The 13,200-nt window shown below is 40.8% G+C and carries 23 protein-coding genes; 17 read left to right on the forward strand and 6 right to left on the reverse strand.

The window, feature by feature from the left end; genetic code table 11:
- Positions 1–296 precede the first annotated feature (296 nt).
- Together P375_RS00250 and P375_RS00255 are read right to left on the reverse strand one after the other, a co-directional pair.
- The gene (locus P375_RS00250; protein WP_021461091.1) at positions 297–626 is read right to left on the reverse strand and encodes a DMT family transporter; all 330 of its coding nucleotides are present in this window, start codon (positions 624–626) and stop codon (positions 297–299) included.
- Entirely contained in the window at positions 627–1,244 is a 618-nt protein-coding gene (locus P375_RS00255; protein ID WP_039132986.1) for a cation diffusion facilitator family transporter, read from the reverse strand. It lies immediately after the preceding gene.
- Positions 1,245–1,345: 101 nt separating this feature from the next.
- Here P375_RS00255 and P375_RS00260 point away from each other — a divergent pair, with 101 nt between their 5' ends.
- From P375_RS00260 to P375_RS00270, 3 genes are all read left to right on the forward strand, one after another.
- Positions 1,346–1,756 (forward strand): MerR family transcriptional regulator, encoded by a 411-nt coding sequence (locus tag P375_RS00260; RefSeq protein ID WP_039132989.1) that lies wholly within the window; start codon positions 1,346–1,348, stop codon positions 1,754–1,756.
- Between the two features lie 62 nt (positions 1,757–1,818).
- Positions 1,819–1,998, forward strand: a complete 180-nt coding sequence (locus tag P375_RS00265) for an ATP-binding cassette domain-containing protein (RefSeq protein WP_013745848.1) — start codon at positions 1,819–1,821, stop codon at positions 1,996–1,998.
- Between the two features lie 192 nt (positions 1,999–2,190).
- Positions 2,191–2,988: a DUF4198 domain-containing protein gene (locus P375_RS00270; protein WP_013745849.1), complete on the forward strand. Its 798-nt coding sequence runs from the start codon at positions 2,191–2,193 to the stop codon at positions 2,986–2,988.
- A gap of 234 nt (positions 2,989–3,222) precedes the next feature.
- Here P375_RS00270 and P375_RS00275 read toward each other — a convergent pair whose 3' ends face one another.
- The 4 genes from P375_RS00275 to P375_RS00285 all read right to left on the reverse strand — a co-directional run bounded on the left by P375_RS00275 (position 3,223) and on the right by P375_RS00285 (position 5,409).
- Positions 3,223–3,681 carry a hypothetical protein gene (locus P375_RS00275; protein ID WP_209434792.1) on the reverse strand — a complete coding sequence of 153 codons (459 nt, stop codon included), beginning with the start codon at positions 3,679–3,681 and terminating at the stop codon, positions 3,223–3,225.
- A gap of 29 nt (positions 3,682–3,710) precedes the next feature.
- The gene (locus tag P375_RS12065) at positions 3,711–3,854 is read right to left on the reverse strand and encodes an NmrA family NAD(P)-binding protein (RefSeq protein ID WP_080744109.1); all 144 of its coding nucleotides are present in this window, start codon (positions 3,852–3,854) and stop codon (positions 3,711–3,713) included.
- 10 nt (positions 3,855–3,864) lie between these two features.
- Positions 3,865–4,653, reverse strand: coding sequence for a DMT family transporter (locus tag P375_RS00280; RefSeq protein WP_245176400.1), 789 nt, complete (start codon positions 4,651–4,653; stop codon positions 3,865–3,867).
- Between the two features lie 240 nt (positions 4,654–4,893).
- A complete protein-coding gene (locus P375_RS00285) occupies positions 4,894–5,409 on the reverse strand; it encodes a helix-turn-helix domain-containing protein (RefSeq protein WP_084598472.1) in 516 nt (171 codons plus the stop codon).
- Between the two features lie 157 nt (positions 5,410–5,566).
- Between P375_RS00285 and P375_RS00290 the strand changes: the two genes are divergently transcribed.
- From P375_RS00290 to P375_RS00345, 14 genes are all read left to right on the forward strand, one after another.
- Positions 5,567–5,830 carry a helix-turn-helix domain-containing protein gene (locus tag P375_RS00290; RefSeq protein ID WP_039085121.1) on the forward strand — a complete coding sequence of 88 codons (264 nt, stop codon included), beginning with the start codon at positions 5,567–5,569 and terminating at the stop codon, positions 5,828–5,830.
- A gap of 15 nt (positions 5,831–5,845) precedes the next feature.
- Positions 5,846–7,825, forward strand: coding sequence for a transposase domain-containing protein (locus P375_RS00295; protein ID WP_039132993.1), 1,980 nt, complete (start codon positions 5,846–5,848; stop codon positions 7,823–7,825).
- A gap of 35 nt (positions 7,826–7,860) precedes the next feature.
- Complete coding sequence (locus P375_RS00300) at positions 7,861–8,781, forward strand: AAA family ATPase (protein ID WP_039132994.1); 921 nt, start codon at positions 7,861–7,863, stop codon at positions 8,779–8,781.
- On the forward strand, positions 8,778–9,074 hold the full coding sequence (locus P375_RS00305; RefSeq protein WP_039085160.1) for a hypothetical protein: 297 nt from the start codon (positions 8,778–8,780) through the stop codon (positions 9,072–9,074). Before P375_RS00300 ends, P375_RS00305 begins: the two co-directional genes overlap by 4 nt.
- Positions 9,071–9,322: a hypothetical protein gene (locus tag P375_RS00310; RefSeq protein ID WP_039085158.1), complete on the forward strand. Its 252-nt coding sequence runs from the start codon at positions 9,071–9,073 to the stop codon at positions 9,320–9,322. Before P375_RS00305 ends, P375_RS00310 begins: the two co-directional genes overlap by 4 nt.
- Entirely contained in the window at positions 9,315–9,935 is a 621-nt protein-coding gene (locus tag P375_RS00315; RefSeq protein ID WP_039132997.1) for a DUF3164 family protein, read from the forward strand. The genes P375_RS00310 and P375_RS00315 overlap by 8 nt, the downstream gene beginning before the upstream one ends.
- A gap of 2 nt (positions 9,936–9,937) precedes the next feature.
- The gene (locus P375_RS12345) at positions 9,938–10,105 is read left to right on the forward strand and encodes a hypothetical protein (RefSeq protein WP_156962323.1); all 168 of its coding nucleotides are present in this window, start codon (positions 9,938–9,940) and stop codon (positions 10,103–10,105) included.
- Between the two features lie 9 nt (positions 10,106–10,114).
- On the forward strand, positions 10,115–10,312 hold the full coding sequence (locus tag P375_RS00320; protein ID WP_039133000.1) for an ANR family transcriptional regulator: 198 nt from the start codon (positions 10,115–10,117) through the stop codon (positions 10,310–10,312).
- Positions 10,309–10,476, forward strand: coding sequence for a hypothetical protein (locus tag P375_RS12505; RefSeq protein WP_167333058.1), 168 nt, complete (start codon positions 10,309–10,311; stop codon positions 10,474–10,476). Before P375_RS00320 ends, P375_RS12505 begins: the two co-directional genes overlap by 4 nt.
- 2 nt (positions 10,477–10,478) lie before the next feature.
- Entirely contained in the window at positions 10,479–11,036 is a 558-nt protein-coding gene (locus P375_RS00325) for a DUF5420 family protein (protein WP_052121762.1), read from the forward strand.
- Between the two features lie 9 nt (positions 11,037–11,045).
- Positions 11,046–11,540 (forward strand): hypothetical protein, encoded by a 495-nt coding sequence (locus P375_RS00330; RefSeq protein WP_039133005.1) that lies wholly within the window; start codon positions 11,046–11,048, stop codon positions 11,538–11,540.
- Positions 11,541–11,602: 62 nt separating this feature from the next.
- Positions 11,603–12,070: a gp16 family protein gene (locus tag P375_RS00335; protein ID WP_039133008.1), complete on the forward strand. Its 468-nt coding sequence runs from the start codon at positions 11,603–11,605 to the stop codon at positions 12,068–12,070.
- The gene (locus P375_RS00340; RefSeq protein WP_039133010.1) at positions 12,070–12,636 is read left to right on the forward strand and encodes a hypothetical protein; all 567 of its coding nucleotides are present in this window, start codon (positions 12,070–12,072) and stop codon (positions 12,634–12,636) included. Before P375_RS00335 ends, P375_RS00340 begins: the two co-directional genes overlap by 1 nt.
- Entirely contained in the window at positions 12,617–12,982 is a 366-nt protein-coding gene (locus P375_RS00345; RefSeq protein ID WP_039133012.1) for a Mor transcription activator family protein, read from the forward strand. Before P375_RS00340 ends, P375_RS00345 begins: the two co-directional genes overlap by 20 nt.
- Positions 12,983–13,200: the final 218 nt, after the last annotated feature.

Raw genomic sequence — 13,200 nt, forward strand, 5'->3', positions numbered from 1 at the left:
TAGTAGGTGATGATAGCAAACGTTTGCGTCAGGGCAAATACTATTTTTTTAAAACTTAACCGGTTATTTTATTTACTAATAATCTGTTCTTTATTACTTTTTTTCTAACTTAAAATAATTACCTATTTATAGGTATAAAATAAACTATCGTTACTTTTTAATAGGGAAAAACAATGAGTAAATAAGGTTTTTTCTATCAAAATACTTTCTATAAGGATTTATTTACTTTATTAAAAACTTTTGTTCTTTGAACATTATCTACCTCATTTTCACAACTTTTTTGTCTGCTAGGTTCATTAATGCCTTGCCATTTGTGAAAACAGAGTGAGTACAATCACACCAATCATAATTAAACTGATACCGATTACGCCACCAACATCTACTTTTTGGTTAAAAAAGAAAACACTAATTATTGCAGTTAAAACAATTCCGATACCAGACCAAATCGCATAAGCCGCACTTAATGGAATCCCTTTTAATGCTAGCCCTAACAAATAAAATGATAATACATAACCAATAACCACACCGATTGAGGGGTATAATCGGCTAAACCCATCGCTCACTTTTAACATACTGGAAGCAAAAATTTCAGAAAGAATAGCTACCGCTAAAAATACCCAATACATTTAATCTGTTTTCTCCTGTAACGATTTTATCGCCTGATTTACTATTGATATTCCACTGCGTAAAATCAATAAACTCAAAATTGCACTCGCTACCAAATCTACCCATTGCCAATCTAATAGCCAAGCGCTTAAACCAGCAATAATTGCAATAATAGATCCAAACAGATCTGCCAATACGTGCAAATAAGCGGCACGAATATTCAAATTTTCGTGATCACTTTTAAACATTATTAATGCTACTACAATATTGACTAGCAATCCGATAATCGCAACGCCAAGCATCGGTAATGCCACCATTTTCTCCGGCGTATGCCAACGTTGAACCGCCTCCCACAGAATCATTAATGCAACTAAAATTAACGAACTACCATTCAAAATGGCAAATCGTTTTTGTATTTTTTCATTGAAGAAAAGTGCAATCAATGCCAATAATAATGACAAACTGTCATTTGCCATATGCCCAGCATCCGCCATTAAAGTTAAACTATGAAAATAATATCCCCCCCAAAACTCCACTAGCATATAACTGGTAATAATAACAAGGCTAATCAGCAGAATTGTCTTACTTTTAGGGATATGGTGATGATCGTGGTGATCGTGATGCAAATGATTGCTCATTTTTAATCCTCTATATAAATGAAATGCTTGATTCTTTTTTATGGAATAATATAAAGTCTGTAGCGCTACAGAGTCAATCCTTTTCATAAAGGTTATTTAATATGAAAATTCACGAAATCAGCAAACTCAGTGGCATTAATCTAGAAACCATCCGTTACTATGAAAAAACGGGCTTATTACCCGAACCTCAACGCGGTAGCAATGGTTATCGCTATTATGATCAAGCAAGCCTTTCATTATTGAAATTCATTAAATCCTGTCGTTCATTAGGTTTTTCTTTGGAAGATATTAAACAGCTTATTCAGCTTCGTCATAAACCGACAGAACATTATCACGCCGATCAAATCATATTAAAACAGCTAGAACAGGTAGAACAAAAAATCCAACAATTATTGGAAATTCAGACATTTTTGAAACAGTTAAGCTGTCAAGAAGAACATAATGAAGACGAGTGCAAAGCCATTTCTGGATTAGAAGAGGTTGGAAATATCAAAGCACAAAATATATATTGAAATGATAACCGTTATCAATTAAAATCCATCCCCCTTGCTCGTTAGACCATAGGAAAAATACAGTGTTTGAATTAAATGCAGTATCGTTCACCTTACCTGAGAAAATGTTATTCCACTCTATTTCACTGCAATTCAACACAGGGAAAATTTACGGCATTATCGGAGCAAATAGCTCAGGGAAATCCACGTTAATTAAGCTCCTTGCCCGTCAGCCGGTGGCGAACACTCTCGTGAGTGGCTAGCAATGTTATTGGCACAGCCTAGCTGTTATGCAAGGCATTGATCCGAAAGCAAAAAAGTTATCGCCGTTTGCTTTCAACGGTTGAAATTGAACGGTAATATGGCGGAATTTTACACCGTACTTTGAAAATAAGAGGTAGAAAAGTGCGGTCAGAAAATTCCACGTTTTTTATTCATAAAATAGGAGGCATCAAATGAAAAAACTGACTCATCTCGCCTTAGTATGTGGCTTAGCGTTCCCTCTAGCAGGGCAAGCACACGATTTATGGGCATATGCACAACAAGCGGAAGCGGGCAAAGATTTGCTTGCAGTGCTTGGCTATGGCGATCGTTTTCCTGAAGGGGAAAAAATCGCAGAGGGGCGTTTAAATATTTTAAATCCATTGGTGTTGCACAGTGCGGACGGCAAAAGCACTACCCTCACCCAAAAGGGCGAAAATTTTCACTATGTAACCACCAGCCCGTTGGCGAAAGCGGAATACAAAATTTCGGGCAGCTATAAACCGACATTTTGGTCGAAAAATGACAACGGCTGGAAGCGTGAAAATCTCACTCAGATGAAAGATGCCAATTACTGCGAAGAATCCAGTATGTTCGCTTCAACCTATGTGAACACAGGTGTTGATGTGAGCGATTTCGCCATTGCTCCAGTGGGATTACCGTTGGAAATCGTACCATTGGTTGATCCAACCACGCTAAGCCCGATGGATGTTTTCCCCGTGCAAGTGTTGTATCAAGGTCAGCCAGCGAAAGGCGTGAGCGTGATTGGCACAACCAACGAATTTACCAAACTTGATGAAAAAGCCGTTTACGATCACCGTGAACCACAAGCTTTCTCTGGCAAAACGGACGCTCAAGGCAAGGTGAATTTCATTCCAGCCTTAGCAGGCACTTGGAAAATCAAGGCCATTTATGAAATGGATTACCCAGATCAAAAAGTGTGCCAAAAACGTAAACTTTATAGCACTTATACCTTTAAAGTGAACAAATAATTTTATTCTCGTGGGGCGGAAACGCCCCTTATTTAAGCTGTGATTTGTAGTAAATTAAGGACTATTTATAACAAAAGCTGTTTTTAAATTATCCCTAAAATATAGGAACATACTGCATCTGAATACAATAGGGTTTAAAACTATTTACTTATCCAACTGCTTGTAAATATTAACGTTGCTGTTGCCAAAATTTAACCGCCTGTTTTTCCCACCCTTCCGCCGTTGTTCCAGTACCTAATGCGAAACCGTGTCCAAGATTTTTATAAAGATGAAATTCCGTTGGATAGATTGTGCAATCGGAAACCCCTCGTGTAATGAACCGACATAAGCAAAACCACCTCCAGCGGCAATCATCGCAAAGGGGGCATTCGCTTTGCCTTTAAACACAAAAATCCCCGTATGCTGTTTGCTTGGATCTTGATATTTTTCCGCTTCGCTGTAAATCTCGTAAAAAATCGTGTCTTCTTGTTCGGCTTGCTGGAGCATTTTATTCAGCGTATCAGTAACTACCAATGGCGAAATATGACTATGGTAGGGCATTAACTGTTCAATTTGGTTTAGATGTAAGTTTGGCTCATTACTTTTGTCATCCCAAGGCAACATACGATCAGCAAACGCTCGAAATACTGGTTGGGTAAGAATATCGCTCACGCTACTATTTAAGGTAAATGGTTGAGCAAAAAGGGGTTGCATTAAAAGTCCTCCAATGAGTAATAGATATTTCATTTTAAACCCTTTAATTGAGTTTTGTTTGGGGTACGTACTAATGCACGAACTTGGTAACCTTTATTTAATGCTTCAGTTACGACATATTGCCCAATGCTGCCTGTAGCGCCAACCACTAAAATTTTATTTATTTTTTGCATTTTACTTTCCTTATTTACTTATTTGAATAATAACCACACCAGCCAATAATACTAATAACCCTATGATTTGTAAGGTACTAATCGGTTTTTTGGTTGCACCAAGCAAACCGAATTGATCAATAAGTAGGCTGCCAACTAACAAGCCAAACAATGAAGTCACAATCGCACCGCCTGTGCCGATTTGTGGCACGATTAGCACAATACCGCCGATATAAATTGCCCCGAGCAAACCACCAAACCATTGCCACCAAGGTTGCGGTTGTTTCAGCGCATTTTTGAGATGTCGCCAAGCGGTCGGTTCTTTGCAACAAATTACTAAAGCCAATAGCAGCGTACCGATGGCAAAAGGTACGAAGACAGCAAGGCTGGTGGAATGTAAGGTTTGGCGTAGGGCGGCATTGACTGCTGGCGTAATGCCTGATGCTACTCCGCCACTAATACCGAGAATTTGCCAAGCCAATAATGAACTTTCTGCACGTTTTTTCAGGCTGCGTTGTTTGAGAGAGGGCAACACAATCGCCACAGCAATTCCAGCCATCACCGCCACTAAGCCCAGTAAGCGTAAAAGGGTAAAATCATATTGAGGTGCCGAGAGCCAGCCAAAAGTGTCAATCAACGTGCCTGTGATAACTTGCCCTAAAATTGGCATAATCGCCATTTGCACACTGCCCAAACGTGGGAAAATCAAAATATTGACCGTCAACCCAAACATCGCTAATAAACCGCCTAACCAAATCCACCAAGGAGATTGGATCAATGTTTCAGTTGAAACCGCAAGCGGTTCGTTGTACAGATCCACCAAATATGAGACAAAAAGAAATTAGGGAATTTGTTGAAAAAAACGGGAATAAGTGTGCGAGAAGCCTAGAGAAATGGGGCTTTGTTGATAAGCCCCTTATTTTTTGGTAAGAAATAATGGTTTGCGACAGATCTTCAAAATGCCACTTTTTTGCCACTAAATCTGCGATAGTTAAAAAATCACTCTAAAAGTTTTAAATCCGGTTTAAACCCTGTTTTAAATTTCGTGGGTGGTTTTGAATTACGCCACACTATCCTCAGATGCTGTGTAGCTACTAGTTAGCTCTTTTGCAGTTTGATCAGCTAACACCTCAACCGCCGATAGCGCTATAAGCTGCCTATCCACATTACAACGCCTAAAAGACAAAATAAGCTGCATTTCGTCATTTGTAAGTTCTAACGTATTGGATTGCTTTTCTGTGGTTTTTAACGCTTTTTCAAGTACCAAAATAGCTTGTTTTAACTTATCGGTGTCGGTTAGTTCTTCTGTGAGTAGAGGACGGCTTATTACTTGTTCCTCACCAGTCAGTAAATAAGCTGGTGAAATATCCAATATTTCCCCTAATTTCATTAATGTAGAGGCTTGTGGTTCTCTTTCGTTTTGTTCCCATAACTGTAATGTAGATAAAGCAACGCCCCCTAATTGTTCACACACTACTTTTCGACTTAATTTTAATTCTTCTCGGCGTGCTTTAATTCTCGTTCCGACAGAATATTCGTTTTTAAACTTCTCCTTCATAACTTTAAAAAGCTCCATTGAAATTTTTAAAGTTTTAAAAATTCACAAAAATCAATAATATAGTGAAAAGAATGATTAAAATATATTCTTTTAACTTTAAAAGTGAGTTTTTAAACTTTACATAGATTAAAAAGAAGTATAATATCCACATTAGATTAACGAAAAGGATTAACTAATGAGGACATTAAACAACACTAAAAAAACAGCCGTAGATTGGCATCGAGCCGACATCAAGGCTGCTTTAGCTAAAAAAGGTTGGTCATTGCGCCAATTATCTCTTTATCACGGTTATTCCAATGGCAGCACCTTAAAAAATGCACTAGATCGTCCTTGGAAAAAAGGAGAACGCTTAATTGCTGAAGCAATAGGCGTTCCACCAGAAGAAATTTGGGCGGCGCGTTATGCTGAACGCAACCTAAAAAAATTCGCTAACAAATAGTGTTTAGAGGTTTATATGAGCGAAAACAACCTAAAAACTCACTATTCTGCTAAAGAATTATTGGAATTAAGTTTAAACAATTTACCCAATTCGGTTCAAGCAATTATTTATCAGGCGAAAACAAAAGCTTGGAAAAGTCGCAAACGTACTGCACGCGGTGGTGGTTTAGAATACGAATTCAAAAGCCTACCCCAAGAGGTGCAAGCCGAAATTATCTTAAAAGAAGCTCAAACCCAAAAACTTGCAGAGCCATCAAAAAAGAAAAATCTCAACTACCTACCTGACGTTGTCTGGAAACCGTGGCAAACCGCGAATGAAAGGCAAAAAAGCGTGGCGCAATATCGTTTGACGATTGTGAAAGCGATTGCCGCCTTAAAAGAAACGGGGCTAACCAGTCAAAAAGCGATTGCGTTGGTAGCGAATGAGTACAACGAATCAGCAGGCACGATTAAACGCTGGTTTTATGATGTGCAAGCGTTTGAACCGTCTGACTGGTTGCCTTTATTGCTCGATAAAAAATACGCCAAACGCCGTCAAGGCGAAGCGGAATTTACAGAAGCAGCGTGGGAAGCATTTAAAGCCGATTATCTGCGTAATGAAAAGCCATCTTTTAACGTCTGTTATTACCGCCTACAACGTGCCGCACAAGAGCAAGGTTGGATTATTCCATCAAGCCAAACGGTAAAGCGTAAGCTAGAACGTGAAGTGCCATTAGCACAACAGATCTACTTACGCGAAGGTGAACACGCATTAAGTCGTCTCTACCCTGCAATGCAACGCAGTGTGGCAGAAATTGAAGCAATGGAATGGATCAATGGCGACAGTTATCAACATAACGTGTTCGTGCGTTGGCACAACGGCGACATTGTGCGTCCGAAAACGTGGATTTGGCAAGACATTCGCACTCGCAAAATTTTAGCGTATCGCACTGACTTAAGCGAAAACAGCGACACCATACGCCTAAGTCTAATGGACGTGATCTACAAATACGGTATCCCTCGCAAGCTCACTATCGACAACACCCGTGCTGCCGCCAATAAGTGGATGACCGGCGGTGTGAAAAACCGTTATCGCTTTAAAGTTAAAGAAGATGATGTAGTCGGTATTATCCCACTGCTCGGCATTGAGCTTTACTGGACATCTATCCAGTTTGGCAAAGGTCACGGACAAGCAAAACCAATCGAACGTGCCTTTTCGCATGGTGGATTGGGCGAACTCGTGGATAAACACCCGACATTAGCAGGCTATCACGCTGGCGACAATATCTACAACAAGCCCGACAACTACAACGGTGGGAAAGACGGTGTCAGTTATGAAGATTTTATCCTTGCGCTAGAAGATGGTATCCGTGCCTTTAACGACAAAGAGGGGCGAGAAACTGAAATCTGTCAGGGCGTATATAGCTTTAATCAAGTATTTGAGCGTGATTATGCCAACGCTCACATTCGCACCGCCAGTAGCGAACAGCTCCGCTTATTAATGCTAATGAGTGAAGCCGTTACCCTGAAAAAAGACGGCACATTTGAGCTTAACTGTGGTGGGAAAGTCCATAAACGCAAAAACCGTTATCTCGCGACCGATCTGATTGCCTCTAATCATAAGAAAGTGATCGTGAAATTTGATCCAAACAACCTACATGGCACAGTCTACGTTTACAGCTTAACAGGAACTTATTTAGCCGAAGCGATATGTACCGAAAAAGTAGGATTCGGCGATAAAGCAACAGGACGTGAATACAACAATGCAAAACGAAAATGGGTTAAAGGCAACAAGATGTCTGCCAAAGCATTACAAACAATGAACGCCAAAGAAGCGGCACGTTATCAACCTGAATTTGAGGAGGAAGAGCCGATTGAACCGAAGATTATTGAATTATTTCAACAGCAAGGCAACGCAGTGCATAAGGTTGAAGTGCTTGCAGACGACGAAATAGACGAATTTGAACAAGGCTGGCAGAAAGGGCTAGCGTTATTGAAACAAGAAAAAGGGCTTTAAAACAGGTTTAAAGATAAGTTAAGGAGAAGAAAGCAATGACCGTCATTACCCAAATTAAGCAACGACTGGAAGAAAAAGTGATTACACAACGAGAGCTGGCGCATCAATGCGGGATCTCCGGTGCGGCGTTAAGCACCTATTTAAAAGGCACCTACGCCGGCAATGCCGACAATGTTGAAAATGCTCTAGCGAACTGGCTGGCTACCCAAGAAAAGAAAACGGCAGTATTTGTCGAAGCGCCATCATTTATTGAGATCCCGACCGCAAAAAAAATCTTTGCCGCCTTAGATATGGCAAAAATTCTGCCGACAATGATCACCGCCTATGGCGCAAGTGGCGTCGGCAAAACCAAAGCGTGCCAAGAATATAAAAAACAAAACAAAAACGTCTGGATGGTCACCGCCAGTCCGGCAAGAGCAACGGTAAGTGCAATTTTATACGAATTGGCATTAGAAATTGGCATTAACGACGCCCCACGCCGTAAAGACCGCCTCAGCAGAATGATCACCAAAAAACTCACTGGCACACAAGGCTTAGTGATCATTGATGAAAGCGACCATCTACCTTATGACGCACTCGAAGAACTCCGCATTATCCAAGAAGAAGCGGAAGTCGGCTTTGCGCTTATCGGTAATGACAAGGTTTACACCCGTATCCAAGGCGGCGTAAATCAAGCGCACGAATATGCACGCCTCTGGTCACGCATTGGTAACCACTGCGGCTTAAAAGCCAGCACCAAAGGCGACATCAAAGCCATTGCCAGTGCTTGGGGCTTAGATATAAACGATAAAGATTTAATGACTGTGTTATTTGATATTGGCGGCAAAGCCGGCGGATTGCGTGCATTAACCCAGTATTTACGCCTTGCCGGAATGACAGCCAAAGGGCAAGGCACGGTCATCACATTAGACCTTATTTTACAAGCGAAACAACAAATGACAGGGGGTGCGCAATGAAAAGAACAGCAATCAAACTTGAAAAATTACGCTATGCAAGATGGGCAGGTAAGAAAAATCGCCATACTGTGCAGTTAAGAGGTAGGGCTTACGCAGTAAATATGGATGGTAGCTATATGTTGTGTCTTGGACGAGCGTGTTATCCAAAACTTAAAAAGACAATCAACAATGACGTGTATTTTTGGGGATTTAAAGACTTGGGATCGGTTAAAGACAAACTCAGTTGGCAATGTGCTTACCGAGTATTGCGTCGGGAATTAAAGCGGATTAGACAACAAGGCAGCACACAATGAAAAGATTAATGATGATCGGATTGGCGGTGTTACTTACCGCCTGCCAACAAGAACCAAAAGAACCGGAATGTGATCAACTTTGTTGGCAACAACAAGCCAACGAAGAATGGAAAAAAGAACACGGCGAATTTCAAACGCCGCTCAGTCCGGAACACGAGCAAGAGATTTACGAATGGCTAAAGGAACACTATCCCGACACCGATTTTAATAACCACACCCTTGAACTAACAGGAGAAGATGATGAGTAAAGTAACCATTGACGGCAAAACCTACTGGCAAGACGCAAAAGGCAACCTCACGCCTGAAGAGCTGGTAAAAGCGATTGACAAAGAGCGTGATGCACTGGTGCAAGAATGGGTAGAAAAAGCCAAAGCCCTAAACACGGAAATCAGCCAATTTAAAGGCGGTATTTTTGGCGATATCCAAGCCTTTGTCGAACTTTCCGCCGAAAAATACGGTGCAAAATTGGGCGGTAACAAAGGCAATGTTACGCTCTATAGCTATGACGGTAAATACAAAATCCAACGTGCGATTAATGACCACTTACAATTTGACGAGCGTATTCAAGCGGCAAAAATGCTGATTGATGAGTGTTTAAATGAATGGTCAGAAGGCTCACGTCCTGAACTTAAAGCTTTGATTGAACGTGCATTTAACGTTGATAAGGAGGGTAATCTTAATACTAGCCGCATTTTAGGCTTACGCCGTGTGGATATTCAAGACCCACGCTGGCTCAATGCAATGCAGGCGATTAGTGAGAGTGTACAAGTGGTCAACTCCAAAGCCTATGTGCGAGTTTACGAGCGCGTTGGTGATAGCGACCAATATCAACCAATTAGTTTAGATGTGGCGGGGGTGTAGAAATGGGTATGTATTGGATTGAACTTAATGCTGCGTTACAAGTTGAAACAGAAGCAGAAAGTGAAGATGACGCAAAATGTTGTATCGCAGAAATGTTAAATGAAGTTAGCGAGATTTACGGCATTGATTTTAAGTATCGTTTTTTGCTAGTTGATCGGGATGATGAATAAGGAATTTATATGAGAAATGAAGACTATTACAACCACGCCGAACAAGCAGCGGAGTTGGAGAAAAAACAGCAATACCACGATGCCGCACTGCATTGGCAACTTGCCTCCGGCAAAGCAAAAAAAGAGATTAATTGCGAATATGCCACTGAACGCAGCAAATTTTGCAACAGAATGGCAGTGCGACCATTTAGTCGAGGTGAACAATGACAACACAAAAACAAAACGAGCTGGTATTAAAGCTCAATGTGATGATCGGACAGATCCAACAAGCAATGCAAGCGATTAATACAGGCAACTATATCGCCGCAGGCGTGTATCTAGATCTGGTGCAAAATCAGTTACCAAAAGCAAGATGGCAAGTACGGGGGTAAAAATGGAATATAGATATTTTAAAGGTAACTTAAACGCAGAGCCACTAAAAACGCTGAATGAAGATTGGTTAAAACGATTTGAAGAACGTAATAAAAAATTAAAAGCGATTTTTGACACAATGCCTTTTTATGATGGTTGGTATGGGGGCGAAGAATTTATCAGTGGGATTGTTTGCAATAGCGACAATCCACACCTTGAGCAATTAAAGCAAACCAAAGGCTATAAATTAACATTGAGTGATAGTCAGGATAAATACATTGTTAGACCAGATAAGCGATATAAGATTGGAAAAGAGCTAGATAAAGCACTTTGCAATGTTTATCAAATCTTACGGCAATATCCTCCTTTTAAAAAATTTATCACAGAATGCCTAGATATAAACAGAATGGTGCTTGATGGGCGAATTGGTTACTTCTCATCAGCGAGCGTTTGTGGAGAGGTGCTTTTAGTTTGCATTCCGGTAAAAGGTCAGGGATGTTCGGGTGATGATTTTCCTGCTGTGCCAGATAGCTTAACTGAAATCAAAGAAAGTGAATTTTTGGCTATTCAGGGAAAATAAGGGGTAAAAATGAAAATAACAGATGATGAGATTTTAGCGTATATCTGGGATGAAACACTAGGTAGGGTTGCTCGAAATGCAGTTATACACTATATGGGGCATAAGCTAGGCACTTATGACATTAATGAGTTAAGAGATGATGATGTTGAGCTGATCGCGTTGCTGCATCGCTCGGCATTGTATGCGGGTGCAATGTTAAGTAATGGGCGGTTTAGACTGCGTCTTAACAAACTTATCAATCAAGGGAAGCTATTGCCTAGATTATATAAAGATAATCGAGCTTTTATTATCAATGCCGATGTAAAAGCCGTTGTCATCAGTGCAATCACCTTTTGGCAAAATGTGGGGCTGCCGTTTGGATATACGGATCAGACTAAAACTTGTAAGAAAACAATACCTGCTGAAAGCGTTAATATCTTTGAGATGTCCACAGCTTGCTATCAGTTGCTTAGACATTACTACCCAACTTACCAAATGAGAGTGTTAGAAAAGAAATTGTATTAAACCCCATTTAAACGCCTTTTAAATCTAAGAGGCGTTCATAATGGGTTTTAGGAGAGAAAAATATGCGTTACACCAAACCAAAATTAATTCAGCTGATCCACATTGCCAAACACAAGCTCGGCATTGATGAGGACACCTACCGAATGATTTTGCAAAACGAAACCGGTAAAAACAGCTGTAAAGCAATGACAATCAACGAATTAATGCGTGTTTATGATCACTTTGAACAAGCCGGTTTTAAACGCACCGCCAAGCGTCACCGCTCACCAGCAAGCCAAAAAGCAAAAGTAAAACATAATATTGCGTTAAAGATCCGCGCTCTCTGGATTGAGATGTACAAAGCTGGTGTTATCAGAGATGGCTCAGAAGACGCATTAAACAGTTTTGTGCGTAATGTTGTTAATCCTATTTTGCAGCAACAAGATAAACCGCTTGTGTTAAATGTACAAAGTTTAGATTATAAATTTGGGTCGATTGTGCTGGAACGTCTGAAAAAATGGCAGAAACGTACAACAAAAGAGGTGAAATAATGAAACTGTGTCGTTGCCCGATTTGTCATTCAGATATTCATTTAGATCAGCTGCTAGAAGATGATGCCGGACGGGAATTATTAAGTTTAATCGCCCAATGTCAGGCGGAAGTCGCTCGCCCGTTGGTCGCTTATATCGGCTTATTCCGTCCGGAAAAAAGCCAGCTGTCAAACAGCCGTGCGGTAAAACTGATCAAAGAAGTGTTTGAGTTATTCCCATCATCACTTTTATTGGCTCACGCTTTAAGCGAAACGGTGCGAGCGGTGCAGGACAAACGCCGTAACAACCAAAATCGAGCGGCGTTGACCAACCATAACTACCTAAAACAGGTCTATGACACCAACGCCCCGAAATTTGTCAGCGTTACCGCCCCAGCACAAGAAAACACGACTCAAGCGGCACAGCAGGCACAAGCACAACAGCAGCAAACCGACAGAATGAACCGCATTTTAGTGGTGGAGCAACTGCACCAATTTGGGCAACCGATCAAACACCTCAAAGCCTACCCGGAATGGCTGGCGTGGAAACATCAACAGGAGGCACTGAATGGACGAAAAGCAAAATAACAGCACCTTTGAAGACAAAGCCTCCGAAATCTTGCTCGACCTTGCGGAACATACGCGTGAACTGTTGGTGCAAAAATACCAGTTTGAGGATAGCCAAGCCAAACAAATCGGCATTGAGCTGGCCCAGAGCATTGCTAAAAACTGGGGCGGCGAAGTGATCTATATCCCGAAAGCGTTATTGATTACTTTGAGCGAACGCGATTTGGCAATTTGGTGTGATTTTAACGGCAGCAACCAACGCGAACTGGCACGCAAATATGGTGTATCAATGCAATGGGTCTATCAAATTGTGAAAAAAGTGCAAAAGGAGGAAGTCGCCAAACGGCAGTTTGATATGTTTAAATAAAGATAACCGGCGCAAGCCGGTTTTTTATTGCTTTTGATTAAATTGATGATAAACATCACAAAATCGCCGCATTGCTTGGGCTTTGGTGCCTTCAACTTTACTCCAAAATAGTAAATTATGATCTCTATCACAATTTACCGAATTAAAGAGGGATTTTTTGCTGCCATTTGTCTTATACTAAAATGCGTTTATAAAACAACCTAAAGGAAGGAAATCAA

This window comes from Gallibacterium genomosp. 2 (genome assembly GCF_000771895.1).
Lineage (GTDB): Bacteria > Pseudomonadota > Gammaproteobacteria > Enterobacterales > Pasteurellaceae > Gallibacterium.